The sequence below is a fragment of the Porphyromonas sp. C0026D3 genome (assembly GCF_056590775.1).
The window spans coordinates 56,809-75,697 of record NZ_JBWPWU010000006.1 but is presented as its reverse complement, the minus strand read 5'-3'; the positions used below and the strand labels follow the sequence as shown (position 1 = coordinate 75,697).

Genomic DNA, 18,889 nt, shown 5'->3' with positions numbered 1-18,889 from the left:
AAAGGTTGTCTGTCAATACTACTTTGGAGTACTAAGATAACGAATTTGTCCGACACGGAAAGTTCGGCCTTTTTTGTCACCTTTGCAGGAGCAGAGACTCGGCCAACCACTTACCCGAGCCCATACCCTATACCGACAACAACCATGGACACCAATACCCCACTCCGCCACACCACCCTACAGGTGCGAGGTCGTCTACTGGACCTCACCGACCAACCCATCGTCATGGGTATCCTCAACCACACTCCCGACTCCTTCTACCCCGGCAGCCGGATCCAAGGCACCCTACAGATCCACGACCGTATCGAGCAGATCCTCAGCGAGGGAGCGGAGATCATCGATGTCGGAGGCTACTCTACACGCCCCGATGCCGAGGAGGTGACCCCGGAGGAGGAGTGGCGCCGACTGCGGGAGGTCCTCACCGCCATCCGCGAAGTGCACTCCGAGGCCATTGTCAGTGTGGACACGTTTCGGGCCGATGTGGCACGACTCTGTGTCGAGGAGGGTGGAGCGGACATCATCAACGACGTATCGGGCGGACTCATCGATGAGCGCATGGCCGAGACCGTGGCTCACCTACAGGTCCCCTACATACTCATGCACATGCGTGGCACCCCCAAGACCATGCAGAGCCTCTGCCGGTACGACGGACGAGTGGCGGACACGGTACTCCGCGAGATACTGCACCGCGTCTCGATCGTCAGGGACCTCGGTCTAAAAGACGAAAACATCATCCTCGACCCGGGCTTTGGCTTTAGCAAAACTCTGGAGCAAAACTACGAGCTAATGGCCGACCTGTACAAGTTTGTCGCACTAGGCTACCCTCTACTGGTCGGTATCAGTCGCAAGAGCATGCTCTACCGCCTACTCGGAGGCACCCCCCAAGAGATGCTCAATGGCACCACCGTACTCGACACCTATGCGCTACTGGAGGGCGCACACATTATCCGCGTACACGATGTTCGCCAAGCTGTCGAAGCCGTCCGCATCGTCCGCGAAATCCGCACCCATGCCCAAGCAGAGAGCCCGATGAGCGTCATCGGATCGGATACGATGCCCTGAGTCCCCCAAAAACGGGCCTATTTGGGCAAAGACTGTCGTCCGAAAACAGAGAGAGGAGGGTCGCCTCGGCCCGACCTATTTTTTCTTTCTATCCGTCGGGGCGATTGCTTCTATCCGTGAAAAGTTTTGCTTCTATCCGTGAAAACGATCGCTTCTATCCGTGAAACTCAAGGCTCTGTGTAAATACTTGATTATCAAAGCCCCCGAGAGGGGCTTTTTTTAGTCCTTTTTGGGAGCTTTTTGGAGAGGTCGTTCGGTCGAGAAAAGAGGTCGGATTGGGGGCAAAAGGGCGAGCAGATTTGGGCAAAAAAGGTCAAGCGAGAGGGGGTGCACCCGACAAGCTGCCGGGGCACCCCCTCTTGCTCACCACTGGGTGACTCTTGGTGCGTCACTCGTACATCAGACGCTCTATATCGTCCGGAGCGACCGACTGCTTTTGGCCGGAGTGGATCACCTTGTAGACTGCCGGGACGACGATCAGGGTGAGAAATGTAGAGACAAACATACCCCCGATGATTACCCAGGCCATGCCATTGCGTAGCTCGGCGCCCGATCCTCGAGACAGTGCGACGGGGAGCATACCAATGATGGTGGAGAGTGCGGTCATGAGGATTGGGCGTGTACGGATCCGTACGGCTTGTATCAGTGCGTCATCCATGCTCATGCCGTCACGCAGGGCATCGTTGGCAAAGTCTACCAGCAGGATTGCATTTTTGGCCACCAGCCCCACGAGCATGACAATCCCCAGCATGGCGTAGATACTTATGGCGGTATTGGTGAGTGCCAGTGCCAAAAGCGCACCGACGATGGAGAGCGGTATGGATATCATCACGACGACGGGGTCTCGCCAGTTGTTGTACAGCAGGACCATCGCCAGATAGATCAGCATGAGCGATAGGAGGAGGGCAGCGGTGAGGACACCCATGGAGTCGGACATCTTTTTCATATCTCCGGCGGTCTGGATGCGGACCCCTCGGGGCATGTTGTCCTGCCGGATTTTGCTCATGAATTGCTTGGAGATGGCTCCGGCCGGGACCCCATAGGTCTGAGCCTGTAGGGTCACGGATCGACTGCGGTTGTATCGCTCAAGTCGACTGGGGCCTGTACCCAGAGTGACGTCGGCAAACTGTGAGAGTCGGACTGCACTGCCATCCTGTGCGAGGAGGACCATATTGGCGACATGGTCGACCTGCCGACGGTAGTCCTTGTCGGCCCGAATATTGATGGCGTAGTCGTTGTCTCCCTCGGTGTACTTTAGCTGATTATTGCCTTGAAAGTGCATTTGCATCTGCATACCCACAGTCTCGAGAGTGAGCCCCAGCTCGGCCATCTTGTCGCGGTTGACTCGGACAGTGACCTCGGGGGTGGTGTTTTCGACCGACAAGCTCTGCTGCAATACTCCGGGGATACTGCCCAGTGTGTGGAGTGCTCGCTCGGCATAGAGCATGACGGAGTCGGTGTCGTTTCCGGTAATAATGTACTCAATATTGGCCTTGGTGGCTGTCCCGGCAAGACTGACACTAAAGAGGCTTACTTTGGCATTGACGAGATAGTCGGATAGGGGTTTTCGGATCCGGGTAATGTACTGCTCGGTGCCCTCTTTTTGCTTATTTAGCTTGACATTGAGCTCAGCCAGGTAGGGGGTCCCCTTGTTGCTCTGGGTATTGTCGCCGGTAAGGCCGACCATGGTGACCACCTCGTCTACCTCCGGTCGCTCCCTAAACCACTGCTCGGCTCTTTGGACCAGTGCGTTGGACTCCTTCATGGAGATATCCTTGGGCATCTCGAGACGGACGATGAACTCTCCACGGTCGATATAGGGCTGAAACTCAAAGTTGATGAACCCCAAAGGGAAGAGGGCAAAGACCGACAGGGTGATCAGCAGGATCACGAGAGCGAGACGTCGCTTGTGCCCAAGACCCCAGCGAGAAAGGTCGGACACCCAGGTGGCAAACTTTTCGACCCGTGCCTCAAAGGCCAGCAGCACTCGCTCATAGGCGTTTTTGCCTGTGAGCTCGTAGAGATCGCTGTACCTGGAGGTCAGCATCGGCACCAGTGTTAGTGCCGCCAACAGGCTGAATAGGATGGCAATGACTATGACTGCACAGAATTGTCGGAGGATGTCGGATACCAGCGTGTCGGTGAAGATGACCGGCAAAAAGACCACAGCCAAGACCATCGTGACCGATACGACGGTGAGACCGATCTCTCGCATCGCATCCCATGTGGCGCGCACTCTATTTTTGCCCATCTCGATGTGTCGATAGACGTTTTCGATCACCACTATGGCATCATCCACGATGACCCCGATGACGAGCGAGAGAGCTAGGAGAGACATTAGGTTGAGCGTGAAGCCCAAGAGTTTCATACCGATGAATGATGCGATGAGCGATACCGGGACGACGACCATCACGATCAGTGCGTTTCGGAAGCTGTGTAAGAAAACAAGGATCACCACTGTGACCAGCAAGATGGCCAGCAGGAGGTCCGTGAGCACCGAGTCGATCGACTGTTGGGTAAAGGTGGTGGTGTCCTGAGTGACACTGATCTTTAGCCCTATATCGTCGTAGTCGCTCTCCAGTCGTTCAATGGCTTTGTAGACCTCTTGGCTGACCTTGATGGCGTTGGCATCGGACTGCTTGAGGAGGTTGATGAGGATCGCATCCTCACCGTTGACCCGTCCCAGCTTGACCGGCTCCTTGACCGTGTCGACCACCTCTGCCACATCACAGAGACGTATGGGGATCCCCGTAGGGGTGACACGTACCACGAGGTGGCTAAGCTCCTCGATGGAAGTGAGCTTACCGGCGAGGCGGATGGCCGTCTGCGTCTCATCGTTGCGCAGATAGCCGGTGGGGAAGTCCAAGTCAGCAGCACGTATGGCACCCTGTATCATCATGGGGGTCAGCCCCAATTGACTCATTTTTGCCTGGTCCAGATTGATCTGTATCTCCCGCTCGGCACCACCGATGTGCTCTACCTTGGCGACCCCATTGATACGCGACAGCTCGGGTACGATACGCTTGTCGAGCAGCTGGTAAAAGTCGGTCGGCGCCATCCGGGAGACGGCAGAGAGGATCAGGATGGGCTTTTCGTCCACCGAGATCTTGGAGATAGTGGGCGACAGGATATCGCGAGGGAGGTCTGCCCGCTTGGCACTGATGAGGTTTTGAGCATCCGTCATTGCCTTGTCGAGATCTGTACCAAAGTCAAAGGTGACCAACACCATGGACATTCCCTCAAAGGAAAAAGACTGCAGGTGATCGATCCCCTCCATGCCGGAGAGTGCGTCCTCCAGCTGTCGGGTGAGGGTGTTTTCGACCTCGGTGGGTGAGGCACCGGGATAGACGACTCGGACATTGAGCACAGGCGGGGTAAACTTGGGCATCAGCTCGGCACTCAAGCTCCGGTAGCTCAGATACCCCAGCACGCTCAGCACGATGAATAGCACCAGCACATATATCGGGCGCTTGATGGATAGTTCGGTTATTTTCATGATGTAGGTCGCTTAGGTCATTGGACACTCTTGACAGGTGTGCCGTCGGAGATATTGATCAGCCCCTCCAGCACTATGCTGTCGCCCTGTTGCAAGCCGGAGAGAACCTCCACCCGACTTCCGAGCATATCACCGGTCACCACAGGTGTCTTGATCGCCTTACCCCCCTGGATGGTGTACAGGTAGGCGTCATCGCGTCCTCCCGTAATGGCGCTGTGCGGAACCAGCAGACCCTCCCGCTGACTCTCACCGACAAAAGCGATCGTGACGTACATACCCGGCAGTAGCTCGACCGTACTGTCGGTGATCCTGACCTCTACCGGGAAGTTGAGCGTACGATCCGCCTTGTCGCTTACGAAAGCCACCACCCCGCCAATCCGGGTCTCGGGATAGAGCTCACTCGTCAGTCGGACAGAGTCGCCCACATGGGTCCGTATCCGTTGCTTTTCGGTGAGTGCGCTCATCACCTTCAGCGCAGAGTCGTCGAGGATATCAAATAGCTTGGCACCGGGGTTGAGGTAGCTCCCGACCTCCACATACTTTTTGTAGACCTTTCCGGACATTGGCGACTTGACCGCTGCATCCGAGAGTCGGCGTCGGCTCGACACATACCTACTCTCTGCCGCAACCATCTGGGTGTGGATGGCGGCCAGCTGCTGGTCGGTCACACCTCCCTGGGCATTGGCGTTTTTGTACCGCTCGTAGTCCTTCTGCGATGCCTCATAGGCGACACGAGCGGACTCCACATCGGCACGAAGCGTCTCACTATCCAGCCGGATCAGGACTTGCCCTTTCCGGACGACGTCACCCTCCCGTACCAAAACTTCCAGGACACGCCCGCCCGCATCGGACACAAGTGACAGGTCATGAGAGGCCGACAACACACCATTTGCCTCAAATCCGACCGTGTAGACACTATCCCTCACCACGGTTGAGCGAACCGCCACACTGCCATCCAGATCCTCGATCATACGAGTCTTGGAGAGTGTCGCACGTTTGTTGGTGACAAGGACTAGAGCAATCACGCCCACGACACCGACGACCCACAAGAAAAAAGTTCTTCGCTTCATATCCTTCATCTCTATTTTTAGTTTATTAGTTCCCTTATTGTTCCATTCGCCTTTCGTAGGTCGATTGTGGCCTTTAGGTAGTCATTCACAGCATCCGCATACGACATTCGGGCTTGGATCAGTGATTGGCTTGCATTGAGCACATCCGACAGCGAAGCGACACCCAGCACAAAGTTGTTTTGGGCAATCTCAAAGACCTCCTCGGCCAATGCTTGGTTTTCCCTCTGGAGATCAATCGTCCGATGTGCATCCCCCAGCTTGGCACGTGCATTTTTATACGCCATACTCAGTGACTGTTCCAGAGTCCTACGGTCCTCCTGCACCTTGAGTAGCTCCAGCCCACTCTGCTTCACCTTGGAGTGGCGACTCAGACCGCTAAAAATGGGCACCCGCAGGCTTAGCCCGACCATCGATGTCGGGTACCAATAGTTCATCTCTCCTCTGAAAAACTGATCCGACACACCGTTGTACTGAACGTTTAGCATCACAGACACCGTCGGCAGATACTCATAGATCGCTGACCTCCTCTGTAGCCCCACCATCCGCTCCTGCTCCGAGAGCAGACGGTATGCCGTATGGTTGGCCGGCAAAAATGGGCGCAGACCCACCTCCTGCTCCACAGCTCCGAGATCCATAGGCACGATGCCTAGCTCGGCATCCATATCCAGTCCCATCTGTAGCTTTAGGAGGTTCTTTTGGACCGCCACCACATTGGCGATAGCCGACTGTTGCGTCCGGAGGTTGGTCAGGTTCACCCTCAGGCGATCCACATCCACCTTTTTCACCAGTCCGTTGGCATGGTTGACCTCCATCATCCGGAGCATCCTCTCCATCAGTGCCACACTTTTGCCCATCTGCGTCGCTGCATACTCCGTACTCTGCACACCGTAAAAAAGAGCCGCTGTCTGGGCGATCACCTCCTCCTCGGTTGACTCTCTGCCAAGTGCGGCCAGGCGCTCCGCCTCCTTGGCAATGTTCAGAGCATTGAAGAGCGAAAAGTTGAGCAACTGCTGATTCAGAGCCACACCCCCATTCGCCGTGTACTTTGTACCCATCTCCACCGTGATATACTTGGAGGCATTGGGATCCTGCCTATTGGGTGGCAGCATGTTGTTCATGAAGTTGGGCATCACAAACTTCGCTTTCTTCAGGTTGTCATTCAGGTTGGCCGACCCATTCACCTGCGGTAGCAAAGCTCCCAGTACTTCACGACGGGCGTAGCGAGACTTTTCCAGATCATACGCCGACTTGCGAATATCGCGGTTGTGCTCCAGTGCGTACCCCAAACAATCCTTCAGAGTATATCCACCCTGAGCCAGCACCACACCTCCGGAGCAAAAAGCGACCCCCAAAAGAAAGACCATGAGCCCCAAGCCCCCCAGGCTCCTCTTACGCATCTCTTCATTCATGACTACTATCTACTACTTGTCTGCCCTTGGCTGTCGTAATCGCACGCAGATGATACTCCAGCACCTCCTCAAAGTAGGACGAGGTCACCGGAGCATTGCCATGGACAATACCATTGATATAAAAACCGAAAATAGAGTACGACATATAGGTACTCACAAACTCCACATCCAGATCCTCCCGAAAAACACCCTCCGCAATACCCTGCCGGAGATTCGACAAAATCTTGCGCTGAAAAAAGTCGGACCCCACCAAGTGCTCCAGCATAGCCTGGCTGGGATTGCCACGCATCAGATCCGAAAAAAACACCGGACTAACGACCATAAAAAGCTCTCCCACACGAGCAAAAGACTCCCGAAGACTCTCAATGCTCGGACGATCCGGGTCATCCAAACCCGACAATGCCTCTCGAAAATCCAACGAGATCGCACGTATGGACTCCTTGATCAACTCATCTTTTGAACTAAAATGGTTGTACAGCGTCTTCTTCGCGACACCCATTTTCGCCGCTATCTCATCCAAGGAGAGACGCAGTCCATCCTGCTTCAGCACCGCAATAGCACGGTCTATGTACTTATCCTTTCGTCTGTTTACTTCCATATCAAAAAACAATTAGCGTGTTCTTTCACACCACAAATATACACTTTGTCTACACATACAGTGTAATTAGTATACCATTTAACTCTTTTTTAATCTTAGAGATAAGGAAAGTGCAAAAATCACAGCACTCCGAGCAGGGCAAAGGAGCGTCCAAAAACTTAGTACCAAGGAGCAAGAAAAAACACCCTGTGCAACTACAAAAATTTAGTGCCGTCTAAAGGATCGCTTCTATCCGTGAAAACTTTTGCTTCTATCCGTGAAACCGATCGCTTCTATCCGTGAAAAAAAGAGGGTCGTACAGGTGGTTGCTTTTCAGGACGTTACGAGGGGACAAAAAAAAACTGTCGCACAGGGGTGATTTTACCCTTGTACAACAGTTTTTTAGGAAAGTGTGGGGACCTGCAAGGACCCTCCGGTACGGGAGTCGTGCGTAGGAGGAAGAGGACCTACCCTCCTCTAGTACGCACAGGCGGCCGGCATCCCTCGATAGCGTCGATCGATGACGTCGGCCAAGCGTTCGCGTAGGTCGGGGAGGTCGATCTTGTCGAGGACATCGCTCATGAATGCAATGATGAGCATCAGTCGAGCCTCTACGTAGGGGATTCCCCTCTGGCGCATGTAAAAGAGTGCCTTGGTGTCGAGCTCACCGGTCGTCAGTCCGTGTGTACAGCGGACGTCATCAGCGTAGATCTCGAGCTGGGGCTTGGAGTGCATACGAGCCTGAGACGAGAGGAGGAGGTTGCGATTGGTCTGGTAGGCAAGGGTTTTTTGGGCTGCTCGGTCGACGTAGATCATTCCGCTAAAGGCTCCTTGCGCCCGGTCGTTGAGGGTGTACCTAAATAGCTCATCCGAGTGGCAGTCGGGTGCCAGGTGTCGTATGAGTGAGTAGGTGTCGGCGTGCTGATCACCGTCGAGGATGGCGAGACCATCGAGGTTGAGCTCAGCTTGAGGACCGAGGAGTTGGCAGTAGTAGTTGTTGCGGGTGACACCGTTGGTGATGGTGAGGTTATTGGTGAGGACAAAGCTCTTCTCTGCCTGCTGTATGTGTACGCTGTGCAGCCTCGTAGTCTGTGGGGTGGTCTCCTCGATATCGTAGCACTCAATGTGGCTACCGCTCTCGGCATAGATCTCGAGTAGGGAGTTGCGGTAGGAGGGGGTATCCTCATGGTCGACATGATCGCAGAGTAGGATTTTTGCCGAGCTACCTTGGTCGGCTATCACGAGTATGCGTGGACAAAAGAAGCGTATCTGCCCCTCTACAAGTGCGGCTCGCCTGAGTAGGTGTATGGGAGTGTCGAGGCGTCGGTCTCTGGGGAGGTAGAGGACGAGCACTTCATTGGCGTACAGGGTGTTGAGAGCTGCCAGTGGGTCGGTCCGGAGGGAGTCCATGGTGCCCATATATCGCTCTGCCAGCCCTGGGTAGAGTCGCTCAAAGTGGCTCAACTCTCCGAGGAAATAACCATCCTCGTCCCGAGTCGATCCGGAGATGCAATCCTCGAGGAGGGTGACCTTGGGGAGGTCGGAGATACGACTGAGGATGCAGTTGCGGATATCCTGCCGGTCGGATAGCTGTGCCGGGGTGGCGAGGTGCTTGGCTGCCTCGGTGAGTACCTTTGTGATATTGAACCTGCGGTACTCCTCATCGCCAAAAGAGGGCAACGGATGCTCCTGTAGAATACCCCGTGCCGCCAGCCTCAGCGCCTGCAGTGTGGGGGAGGGGTGCGGGGCAGTGGGAGCCTCGTCCAAGAAAGTGCGAGTGATCTCTCTGCTCATGACTCCGCCTCCTCTTTGATCCAGTCGTAGCCCTTTTGGTCCAGCTCAAGTGCCAGCTCGGGGCCACCGTTTTTGACAATCCTACCATTCAGCAGGACATGCACATAGTCGGGCTTGGCTAGGTCGAGCAACCGCTGGTAGTGGGTGATGATGATGGCGGAAAAGTCCGACCCCCGCATGCTGTTGATCCCATGTGCCACTATGCGCAGGGCATCGACATCCAGCCCGGAGTCGGTCTCGTCGAGTACAGCGAGTGTGGGGCGCAGCAGTAGCATCTGAAATATCTCGTTTCGCTTTTTCTCTCCTCCGGAAAAGCCGACATTGACATGTCGTGAGGAGAATTTGCCGGACATCTCGACGATCTTTTGCTTTTCCCGAACGAGCTTGAGAAACTCGGATGCACTGAGAGGCTGGAGTCCATCGGCAGTGCGTCGGGCATTGAGTGCGGTGCGGAGAAAGTTGACCATCGTGACCCCTGGGATCTCGACCGGGTACTGAAAGCTCATGAATACTCCGGCGTGTGCGCGCTCATCCGGCTCCATCGCCAATAGGTCTCTGCCGTTGTAGATGATAGACCCTTGGGTGACCTCGTATGCGGGGTGTCCGGTGATGACATTGGAGAGGGTGCTCTTGCCGGAGCCATTGGGTCCCATGATGGCGTGTACCTCTCCGGAGGGGATGGTCAGGTTGATTCCTTTTAGGATCTCCTTGCCATCGATATTGGCATGTAGTTTTTTTATCTCTAACATTTTGTTTGGCGGTATTTATGTGGTGGTGTGGAGGCTGTGAGGCGACCGTCGAGGGTCAGCCCACAGTACCCTCAAGTGAAATAGAGAGGAGCTTCTGAGCCTCTACGGCAAACTCCATGGGTAGGTGATCCAGCACCTCTCGTGAGTAGCCGTTGACGATGAGTCCGATGGCCTCCTCCTCGGGGATTCCTCTCTGGGTGCAATAAAAGAGCTGATCCTCGCTGATCTTGGAGGTAGTGGCCTCGTGCTCGATGATTCCGCTGTCGTTTTGCACATCGGTGTAGGGAAATGTATGTGCCCCACAACGGTCTCCGACGAGCAGGGAGTCGCACTGCGAGTGGTTGCGCGCTCCGGTGGCATTGGGGCCGATATAGACGAGCCCACGGTAGCTATTTTGGCTCTGCCCGGCCGATATCCCCTTGGAGACGATACGGCTGCGGGTGTTTTTGCCTATATGGATCATCTTGGTGCCGGTATCGGCTTGCTGATAGTTGTTGGTGACAGCCACGGAGTAAAACTCCCCGACACTGTCGTCGCCCTTGAGGATGCAGCTGGGGTACTTCCACGTAATGGCGGAGCCGGTCTCGACCTGTGTCCAAAAGATCTTGGAGCGATCGCCTCGGCAGAGCCCGCGCTTGGTCACAAAGTTGTAGATCCCGCCCTTGCCCTCCTTGTCGCCGGGGAACCAGTTTTGGACTGTAGAGTACTTGACCTCAGCGTCCGTCTCTGCTATGATCTCGACAATGGCGGCATGGAGTTGGTTTTCGTCTCGCATGGGGGCGGTACATCCCTCTAGATAGGAGACATAAGCACCCTCCTCGGCCACAATCAGCGTCCGCTCAAATTGCCCGGTGTTTAGGGCATTGATCCGGAAGTAGGTGCTGAGCTCCATGGGACAGCGTACCCCCTTGGGGATGTAGACAAAGGAGCCATCGGAGAAGACTGCGGAATTGAGGGCAGCGAAGAAGTTGTCTCGCGCCGGCACCACCGTACCCATGTACTTGCGGACGAGGTCCGGATAGCTGCGTATGGCCTCGCTGATGGGGCAAAAGATGATCCCTTTTTCTGCCAGCTTGTCCTGGAATGTGGTACGCACGGAGACGGAGTCCATGACGGCATCCACAGCGTAGCCCGCCAGCAACTTGCGTTCGTTGACCGGTATTCCCAGCTTTTCAAACGTCCGCTCCAGCTCGGGATCCATTGGCTCGTCGGCATTTTTTTTCTGCACAGGGCGGGCAAAGTAGATGATATCCTGGTAGTCAATGGGCGGGATCTGCAGGTGTGCCCACCGAGGCATCTCCATCTTTTGCCACACCCTAAAGGCATCCAGTCGGTACTCTAGCATCCAGTCCGGCTCCTCTTTTTTGGCAGAGATCAGGCGAATCGTCTCTTCGCTGAGTCCTTTGGGGATATACTCGGTATGGATGTCGGTCGTGAAGCCGTACTTGTACTCCCGACCGGTGATGTCGTCTAGTATTTCGTCAAATGATTGTTGTTCTGTCATATCTTAGTCGTTTTGGGCGACAGCGCGATCACGGTATGGGACCCGGTGCCGTTTCCCCTCGGTGAAGAAACAACTGATCGGGGCAAAATGTTTGTCCAAAGTCCAGGAGCAGGTCCCTCAGCAAAAAGCCGGATGGCAACTCCGGCAACCCGTACATGGACGATAGCAGGCACCACCCCTGTAGGAGGACGCTCAGGAGGAGGAGGGTCACACAGAGGGAGAGCAACAAGCCCCCCACCTTGTCCAGCAAGCCCAGTGACACCGACAGGATGGGAACGAGGAGCTTTCGGAGCATTCCCAGCCCAACCCAAGTGACCAAAAAGGCCAAGAGCTGTGGCCAAAAACCAACCCCCACTCCCATACATCCCACCACGTAGGGTAGCACATAGCCGGAGAGGCTGATAGCACCCACCAGCGCAAGGAGGGAGAGAAACTGATCCACCGCACCACAACGCCACCCATGCAGAGCGGCCCCGGCCAGCATGACGACCGATACTATATCAAGCCAGTGCATAGACAGATGATTCTTCGCAGGTAAGCAGTGGCATGTTTATTGTCGGGCAGACCCACACACCAAAGCGCAAAAAAAGTACCACGACTCTCCGGAGTCACCGGGGTCGTGGTACAACTATACTTTTAGTCCAAAGTCCGCTTGACTGCAACCTCACGGTAAGCCTCGATGATGTCTCCGGTCCGGATGTCGTCCAAGCCGGCGATATTGACACCGCACTCTAGTCCGGCGGTCACCTCCTTGGCATCATCCTTGTAGCGTTGCAGAGAGGCCAGTTCGCCGGTATGTATCACCACACCATCGCGGATGACCCGTACTTTGTCGCTGCGAGAGATCTTGCCATCCAGCACAAAACAGCCGGCAATGGTCCCGACTTTGGAGATCTTGAATGTATCGCGTACTTCCAGGTTGGCCGTGACAGTCTCGCGCATCTCCGGAGAGAGCATGCCCTCCATGGCTGTCTTGACATCATCGAGAGCGTCGTAGATGATCGAGTAGGTGCGGATCTCCACTCCCTCCTCTTCGGCCACACGTCTGGCACCTTGTGCCGGACGCACCTGGAACCCTATGATCACGGCATTGGAGGCGGCAGCCAGGCTCACATCACTCTCTGTGATCTGTCCAACTGCCTTGTAGATCACATTCACGCGTACTTCATCGGTAGAGAGCTTCTCGATCGAGTCGGAGAGAGCCTCCACCGATCCATCCATATCTCCCTTGACGATGACATTGAGCTCCTGCACCTTGCCCTCTGCTATGCGGCGTCCGATATCCATGAGCGATGGGATTCGCTGTGTCCGCTCGCGTTGTTCGCGGTGGAGCTGCTCCCTCTTGGTGGCGATTTCGCGTACCTCTGCCTCTGTGTCGAGGACGTTGAGCGTCTCTCCTGAGGCCGTGGCACCGTTTAGCCCAAGTATCTTCACCGGCTCGGATGGTCCCACACTGGTGACGGTGTTGCCGTGCTCGTCAAAGAGTGCCTTCACCCTACCGTAGTTGCTACCGGCTACTATGTGGTCACCGACCTTGAGGGTACCGTCCTCGATGAGCACCTTGGTCGTATAGCCACGGCCATGCTCCATCGTACTCTCCAGCACGGACCCCACGGCATTCTTATTGGGGTTGGCCTTGAGGTCGAGCATTTCAGCCTCCAGTAGGACCTTCTCCAGCAATTCGTGTATTCCGATGCCCTTTTTGGCAGAAATCTCCTGGCTCTGGTACTTGCCACCCCAGTCCTCGACCAGGTAGTTCATAGCCGCCAGTTCTTCCTTTATACGATCGGGATTGGCACCCTCTCGGTCTATCTTGTTGATCGCAAAGACGATCGGCACACCGGCCAGCGAAGCATGGCTGATGGCCTCCTTGGTCTGGGGCATCACGCCATCGTCCGCCGCAACCACGATGATCACCACGTCCGTCACCTGCGCACCACGGGCACGCATCGCCGTAAAGGCTTCGTGTCCTGGGGTGTCGAGGAAGGTGATCGACCGACCATCCTCCAGCTTGACCCGATAGGCGCCCACGTGCTGTGTGATACCGCCGGCCTCTCGGGATGTCATGTCGGTATTTCGGATAGCATCCAGGAGTGAAGTCTTGCCGTGGTCTACGTGCCCCATCACAGTCACCACCGGTGCACGGGGTACCAGATCCTCCTCTCGATCCTCCTCTGTCTCTATCACGTTCATCATCTGTATGTCCACAAACTCCGGCTCAAAGCCGTACTCTGCGACGATCATTTCGATGGTGTCCTTGTCGAGACGCTGGTTGATGCTGACCATCATACCCATGTTGAAAACAAAGGAGATGATGTCGTTCACCGGCACATCCATCAACTGGGACAAGTCCGTAGGGGTCACAAACTCCGTGAGCTGCAGCACCTTGCTCTCCAGCTGCTCTTGCTCGAGTTGGAGTCGGGCCTCCTTGCGTCGCTCTTCGCGCTTATCCTTTCGGTACTTGGCAGATGTGCTACCACCACGGGTACGCCCTTGGATGGCGGCCATGGTCTCCTTGATCTGCTTTTGGATATCCTCTTGGGTCACCTCGGGGCGTTGCTCCAGTTTCTTTTGGCGCTTTGCCTTGCGGCCCTTGGGTTGCTGTTGCTGTTGTTGCTGGCGATTACTATCCCTCTTGGTGCGGTCCGAACGCCCGGGCTCCGTCTTTTGCTCCTTTGCCTGCTTTTCTATATCTACCTTTCCACCCCCTTTTACGATGGTACGCTTCCGCTTCTTGCTTCGCTTGGGGCGTGTTGGCTCGATGGCATCAAGGTCTACCTTTCCCACCACGGTCACACCGATAGCCTCAGTGGTACCGATGCGGTAGACACCCTCCGTCTTTTCATCAACTTCCGGCTCAGGCTTCTTCTCCGGCTCTGCTTTCTTCTCCGGCTCAGCCTTCTTCTCTGGCTCTGCTTTCTTCTCCGGCTCTGCTTTCTTCTCCGGCTCAGCCTTCTTCTCCGGCTCAGCCTTCTTCTCCGGCTCAGCCTTCTTCTCCGGCTCAGCCTTCTTCTCCGGCTCGGCTTTCTTCACCGGCTCCGGCTTCTTCTCCGGCTCGGCTTTCTTCACCGGCTCCGGCTTCTTCTCCGGCTCGGCTTTCTTCTCCGGCTCCGGCTTCTTCTCCGGCTCAGCTTTCTTCACCGGAGCTTCCGACTTGGGCTTTACCACATTGCCGTGGCTGTCCAGCTCTATTTTTCCGAGGACCTTTGGCCCGGCCGTCGTCTCCTCCTTTTCCGCCTTTGATGGGGCTGAGTGCTTCTCGGCTTTGGGTTCCTCTGCCACCGACTTTGGGGTCTCCGGCTCCTCCTTTGGCTGACTCTTGGGGGCTATATACTTATCTACGAGTGTCTTTCTCTCCTCTGTCGTAAGCGCATTTCCGTGATCCTTCACCAGAGCCTTCAGTTCGTCCACTGTCAGCTTGCTATTGGGCGTATAGGAGGTGTCGGGGTTCCTTTTGACCAGAAACTCGACCACCGTCTGTACTCCCACTTGGAGCTCTTTTGCTATTTTACTTAATCTTATTGCAGGCATACGCTTACTCTATTGGGGTTATCTTATCCGTTTACAAAAATACACACCGTCTCCCACTTATTTGCCATCGTGGGTTTCGTCCTCTTCGGCAGCCTTTTCCGCTGTTGATTCTGCCTCACCATCCGACTCCTCGTCCGGGTAGTACCTAGGGTCACGCTCGGGGAGGTCGGGAAATTGGTCCTTGGGCAACTCATCGTCATCAAACTCAGTCATGAGTACCTGCATCACATGCTCGATGGTCTTCTCCTCCAAGTCTGTGGCGCGAGCAAGATCTTGTCTGGAGCGACGCAAAACACCCTTGGCGGTGTCACAGCCGACACCCATGAGGACATCGATGACCCACTGCTCGATCTCGTCGTCAAATTCGGTCAAGAACAAATCCTCCTCCGCTATGCTCTGTGCCTCATCGCGGTAAATATCGATCTGGTAGCCGGTGAGCATCATTGCCAGCTTGATGTTTTGCCCCATCTTACCGATAGCCTTCTTGATCTCCTCACGAGGCAGGTAGACATCGGCACGCATGGACTCGGGGTTGATCTTCACCACCACATCCTTGGCGGGGTTGAGGGCACGCTGGATCAGTAGCTCGGGGTTGGAGGTATACTGGAGCACATCGATACTCTCGTTGCGCAGCTCATTCACCACCCCCTGGATCCTCGAGCCCCTCACTCCCACGACCGCACCGATCGGATCCACACGCTCGTCATAGCTCTCCACAGCCACCTTGGCACGCTCACCCGGGATACGTGCGATAGCCTTGATGGTCACCAGACCATCCTGCAGCTCCGGCACTTCGCGCACAAAAAGTTGCTTCATCAGCTCGTTGCTCACTCGGCTAAGGATGATCTTGGGGTTATTATTATTATAGTCCACACGCTCAATGATGGCCGTGGCGGTGTCGCCCTTTTTGTAGCGATCGCGCGGGATCATCAGGGCGCGGGGCAGGATCAGCTCGTTGCCCTCACTGTCCATCAGCAGCAGCTCACGCTTCCACACCTGGTACACCTCAGCACGGATCATCTCGCCCACACGCTGTGAGTACTCAGCATAGAGGGTGTCCTTCTCCAGCTCCAGCACCTTCGATGCCATAGACTGACGGAGGTTCTGGATCGCACGGCGACCAAAGGACTCAAACTCCACCTTGTCGATAAACTCCTCGCCCTCCTCCAGATCCTCACCACCATTGGCATGGGCCTCGCTCAGGCTCACCTCCTGCATCGGGTTTTCCACCGCACCGTCCGCCACGATCGTACGGTTGCGCCAGATCTCCACATCGCCGTGGTCAGGGTTCACGATCACGTCAAAGTTGCTATCCGTGCCATATATCTTGGCAATAGAGCTACGCAAGGATTCCTCCAGTACCTTTGAGAGCGTATCCTCGTCGATGTTTTTTTGCCCCATGTACTCCTTCAGGGCATCCATGAGGGCGCTACGCTGTTTGTTATTCATGAGCTTTTCTCGCTGTAGTTATAAAATTGTCTTTGTTTCTTTCTCTCACGACCGCTCAGACCTTCAGGTCATACACGGCTTGCTTGATCTCGTCATAAGCAATAGACAGCTCCACCGCTGTCGGCACCTTGCGACGCTTACCCTCCGGCTTGATCATCCGCACCACCTCCAGCACGATACCCGTATCCGTGGCGGACTTGAGGAGGCCGTTTTCCTTCACCCCCATCTTGAGCAACACCGAGAGGGGCTTGCCCAAAAACTTGCGAAAGCGCCTAGGATCCACCAGAGGGCTTGTCAGGCCGGCACTGGACACCGTCAGGTCCGTATCATCCAGAGCCTCACCGAGAGCCTCACGCAGGTAGCGGGTCAGGTCCACCACAAGGTCCATCGACACCGCTTCGGTATCGTGATCAATATCCAGCTCCACACTGCCACCGGGCTTTTCGACCAGCTGACAAATGTAGTACCCCTCCTTGTCCCGAAAATAGTGCTCGACCAATGTCCGAAGGTCGTCCAATTGTAGTGCCATTGAGATCGTCTTACCAACTTGTTACGGAGGACTTTACGCCTCACCAAAAGCCCCTTTTTGCTCGCCATAGGGTACAAAAAAGAGAGAACTTTGGAGTCCCCTCATCAGGTAGGCTACCGCAAAGGTACACAAAATATATGAGACCGTTGAAAATCACTTCTCTGATACCCCTTTAGCCCCCCCCAAGCCCATTGTCCTCGGAGCCCAAACCGAGCCCCCGACCCAGAAGGGTCGCCAACCGGTCGATCTGCTTTGCGACCCCTGGCAGGGGTCGCAAAACAGTACTGCAAATCGGGCAAAAAACGCCTCCCTTAGGAGCGTTGAAAATCAGGCACTTACAAGAACCCTTGAGTTTCACGAATAGAAGCGATCTTTTTCACGGATAGAAGCAACACTTTTCACGGATAGAAGCAATCACTTAGACGGACAGCAATAATTAGAAAACAATGAAAAAGCAGAAACAGAAGATGCCAGACGGCAAGCGTGCCACCTGCCCCCGTAGGGACAGATGGCATATCAGAATACCTAAATCCGAAGACTAACAGAAAGTTTTAGACCTTTACCGCAGGTCTGGTGCTGCATCAAAAACTGATTTTGTCCGAGCCAGACTCTTGGGAGAAACTTTTAAGGTTATCGTAGAAAAACCCTCGGCATCCCCTTACTTAGAGAGACTCACGAAAATCGTTGCCTTGACGAATAAGATAGACGTACTTTACAATGAAGCCGTGAAAGCCCTCAATACTTATCATTCTGTTGCCACTGCTCAACGAATGCTCGACAAGCTCGAACCCTATTTCCAAGTTCTCATCAGACTACAACATCAAGCAATTATTCTAACGATTAGAATTCAAGCAAAAGAGGCTACCAAGTAATTACTTTGTCCACTATTGCCTGCTGCTCGCTGGCTGTACGGCGCAAATAAATACGAGTGGTTTCAATGCTTTCGTGTCCCATAAGGTCTGCAAGCAAAGAAATATCGTTGAACTTTTCAAGGAAATTCTTGGCAAAACGATGACGGAACGAATGAGGGTAAACTACTTTTTCATTCAATCCATATTTCACAGCATAATTCTTTAACTGTTGTGCGATTCCTCTTGTTGTAATACGTTCGCCAAAGCGGTTGAGAAAAAGATAACCTGTCATGCGATTGACTTTACCAAGCCATTCGTTGGCTTCTATGCTTAAAGACTTTGGAATATAGATACGGCGTATTTTACCACCTTTGGTGTAAATGTCAAAATAGCCTATTTGCACATGCTCTACCTTTATTTGTATTAGTTCGCTGACCCTTGCTCCCGTGGCAGCAAGGAAACGAACAACAAAATACCACACTTGGTTCTCCTCCTTTCTTAGCTTATTTTTCAGAAAAATGTAGTCTGCATTACTGATTACGTTTTCCAAATAACTACGCTGCTGCACTTTGACGGATTTAAGCCTCAAGCGAGATTTGCCCATATAATCAAGATACTTATTTATTGCCTGAATACGGAGATTTACTGTTTTAGGCTTGAATTTCTCAATAAGATAGGTTTTATAAACGAGCAAATTACGCTTGTTCAACTCTTTGTTTCGAGAATAATACTCTTTTACAGCATAAAGATAAGCTGCAATCGTATTCTCCGACATATTACCTCGGCGCAAATACATTTCAAAATTTTCAGTGTTCATTTCAATATATTATTAGTAAAAAATTGCTATCACTAATAATATATAGCACTG

13 protein-coding genes and 1 pseudogene are annotated in these 18,889 nt (G+C 54.2%); 2 read left to right on the top strand and 12 right to left on the bottom strand.

Going from position 1 to position 18,889, the window contains the following annotated elements:
* The first annotated feature begins 144 nt into the window (after positions 1 to 144).
* The gene (folP, locus tag AC1EK1_RS06160) at positions 145 to 1,062 is read left to right on the top strand and encodes a dihydropteroate synthase (RefSeq protein WP_480306184.1); all 918 of its coding nucleotides are present in this window, start codon (positions 145 to 147) and stop codon (positions 1,060 to 1,062) included.
* A 388-nt stretch (positions 1,063 to 1,450) separates the two neighbouring features.
* Here folP and AC1EK1_RS06155 read toward each other — a convergent pair whose 3' ends face one another.
* From AC1EK1_RS06155 to AC1EK1_RS06105, 11 genes are all read right to left on the bottom strand, one after another.
* Positions 1,451 to 4,558, bottom strand: a complete 3,108-nt coding sequence (locus tag AC1EK1_RS06155) for an efflux RND transporter permease subunit (RefSeq protein ID WP_480306185.1) — start codon at positions 4,556 to 4,558, stop codon at positions 1,451 to 1,453.
* A gap of 17 nt (positions 4,559 to 4,575) precedes the next feature.
* Positions 4,576 to 5,628 carry an efflux RND transporter periplasmic adaptor subunit gene (locus tag AC1EK1_RS06150; RefSeq protein ID WP_480306186.1) on the bottom strand — a complete coding sequence of 351 codons (1,053 nt, stop codon included), beginning with the start codon at positions 5,626 to 5,628 and terminating at the stop codon, positions 4,576 to 4,578.
* A 17-nt stretch (positions 5,629 to 5,645) separates the two neighbouring features.
* Positions 5,646 to 7,025, bottom strand: a complete 1,380-nt coding sequence (locus AC1EK1_RS06145; protein ID WP_480306187.1) for a TolC family protein — start codon at positions 7,023 to 7,025, stop codon at positions 5,646 to 5,648.
* A gap of 4 nt (positions 7,026 to 7,029) precedes the next feature.
* Entirely contained in the window at positions 7,030 to 7,635 is a 606-nt protein-coding gene (locus AC1EK1_RS06140; protein ID WP_480306188.1) for a TetR/AcrR family transcriptional regulator, read from the bottom strand.
* Between the two features lie 456 nt (positions 7,636 to 8,091).
* Positions 8,092 to 9,408, bottom strand: coding sequence for a Fe-S cluster assembly protein SufD (gene sufD, locus AC1EK1_RS06135; RefSeq protein ID WP_480306190.1), 1,317 nt, complete (start codon positions 9,406 to 9,408; stop codon positions 8,092 to 8,094).
* Complete coding sequence (gene sufC, locus AC1EK1_RS06130) at positions 9,405 to 10,157, bottom strand: Fe-S cluster assembly ATPase SufC (protein WP_480306192.1); 753 nt, start codon at positions 10,155 to 10,157, stop codon at positions 9,405 to 9,407. Before sufC ends, sufD begins: the two co-directional genes overlap by 4 nt.
* A 55-nt stretch (positions 10,158 to 10,212) precedes the next feature.
* Positions 10,213 to 11,661: a Fe-S cluster assembly protein SufB gene (gene sufB, locus AC1EK1_RS06125; protein WP_480306193.1), complete on the bottom strand. Its 1,449-nt coding sequence runs from the start codon at positions 11,659 to 11,661 to the stop codon at positions 10,213 to 10,215.
* 28 nt (positions 11,662 to 11,689) lie between these two features.
* A complete protein-coding gene (locus tag AC1EK1_RS06120) occupies positions 11,690 to 12,175 on the bottom strand; it encodes a CvpA family protein (RefSeq protein ID WP_480306194.1) in 486 nt (161 codons plus the stop codon).
* A gap of 122 nt (positions 12,176 to 12,297) precedes the next feature.
* Entirely contained in the window at positions 12,298 to 15,192 is a 2,895-nt protein-coding gene (gene infB / locus AC1EK1_RS06115) for a translation initiation factor IF-2 (RefSeq protein ID WP_480306195.1), read from the bottom strand.
* Positions 15,193 to 15,249: 57 nt separating this feature from the next.
* Complete coding sequence (gene nusA / locus AC1EK1_RS06110) at positions 15,250 to 16,641, bottom strand: transcription termination factor NusA (RefSeq protein WP_480306197.1); 1,392 nt, start codon at positions 16,639 to 16,641, stop codon at positions 15,250 to 15,252.
* A gap of 55 nt (positions 16,642 to 16,696) precedes the next feature.
* Positions 16,697 to 17,170 carry an LSm family protein gene (locus tag AC1EK1_RS06105; RefSeq protein WP_480306198.1) on the bottom strand — a complete coding sequence of 158 codons (474 nt, stop codon included), beginning with the start codon at positions 17,168 to 17,170 and terminating at the stop codon, positions 16,697 to 16,699.
* A 446-nt stretch (positions 17,171 to 17,616) separates the two neighbouring features.
* Between AC1EK1_RS06105 and AC1EK1_RS06100 the strand changes: the two are divergent.
* Positions 17,617 to 18,042: pseudogene (locus AC1EK1_RS06100) on the top strand (plasmid mobilization protein).
* Here the strand turns inward: AC1EK1_RS06100 and AC1EK1_RS06095 are convergent.
* Positions 18,032 to 18,838, bottom strand: a complete 807-nt coding sequence (locus AC1EK1_RS06095) for a tyrosine-type recombinase/integrase (protein ID WP_480306199.1) — start codon at positions 18,836 to 18,838, stop codon at positions 18,032 to 18,034. The pseudogene AC1EK1_RS06100 and the gene AC1EK1_RS06095 sit on opposite strands and share 11 nt — an antisense overlap.
* Positions 18,839 to 18,889 lie beyond the last annotated feature (51 nt).

Bases quoted from the DNA above. Each gene is read 5' to 3' on its own strand.
- AC1EK1_RS06140 (WP_480306188.1), bottom strand. From the start codon at position 7,635: ATGGAAGTAAACAGACGAAAGGATAAGTACATAGACCGTGCTATTGCG.
- AC1EK1_RS06150 (WP_480306186.1), bottom strand. From the start codon at position 5,628: ATGAAGCGAAGAACTTTTTTCTTGTGGGTCGTCGGTGTCGTGGGCGTG.
- sufC (WP_480306192.1), bottom strand. From the start codon at position 10,157: ATGTTAGAGATAAAAAAACTACATGCCAATATCGATGGCAAGGAGATC.
- AC1EK1_RS06145 (WP_480306187.1), bottom strand. From the start codon at position 7,025: ATGCGTAAGAGGAGCCTGGGGGGCTTGGGGCTCATGGTCTTTCTTTTG.
- nusA (WP_480306197.1), bottom strand. From the start codon at position 16,641: ATGAATAACAAACAGCGTAGCGCCCTCATGGATGCCCTGAAGGAGTAC.
- AC1EK1_RS06095 (WP_480306199.1), bottom strand. From the start codon at position 18,838: ATGAACACTGAAAATTTTGAAATGTATTTGCGCCGAGGTAATATGTCG.
- AC1EK1_RS06120 (WP_480306194.1), bottom strand. From the start codon at position 12,175: ATGCACTGGCTTGATATAGTATCGGTCGTCATGCTGGCCGGGGCCGCT.
- sufD (WP_480306190.1), bottom strand. From the start codon at position 9,408: ATGAGCAGAGAGATCACTCGCACTTTCTTGGACGAGGCTCCCACTGCC.
- infB (WP_480306195.1), bottom strand. From the start codon at position 15,192: ATGCCTGCAATAAGATTAAGTAAAATAGCAAAAGAGCTCCAAGTGGGA.
- sufB (WP_480306193.1), bottom strand. From the start codon at position 11,661: ATGACAGAACAACAATCATTTGACGAAATACTAGACGACATCACCGGT.
- AC1EK1_RS06155 (WP_480306185.1), bottom strand. From the start codon at position 4,558: ATGAAAATAACCGAACTATCCATCAAGCGCCCGATATATGTGCTGGTG.
- AC1EK1_RS06105 (WP_480306198.1), bottom strand. From the start codon at position 17,170: ATGGCACTACAATTGGACGACCTTCGGACATTGGTCGAGCACTATTTT.
- folP (WP_480306184.1), top strand. From the start codon at position 145: ATGGACACCAATACCCCACTCCGCCACACCACCCTACAGGTGCGAGGT.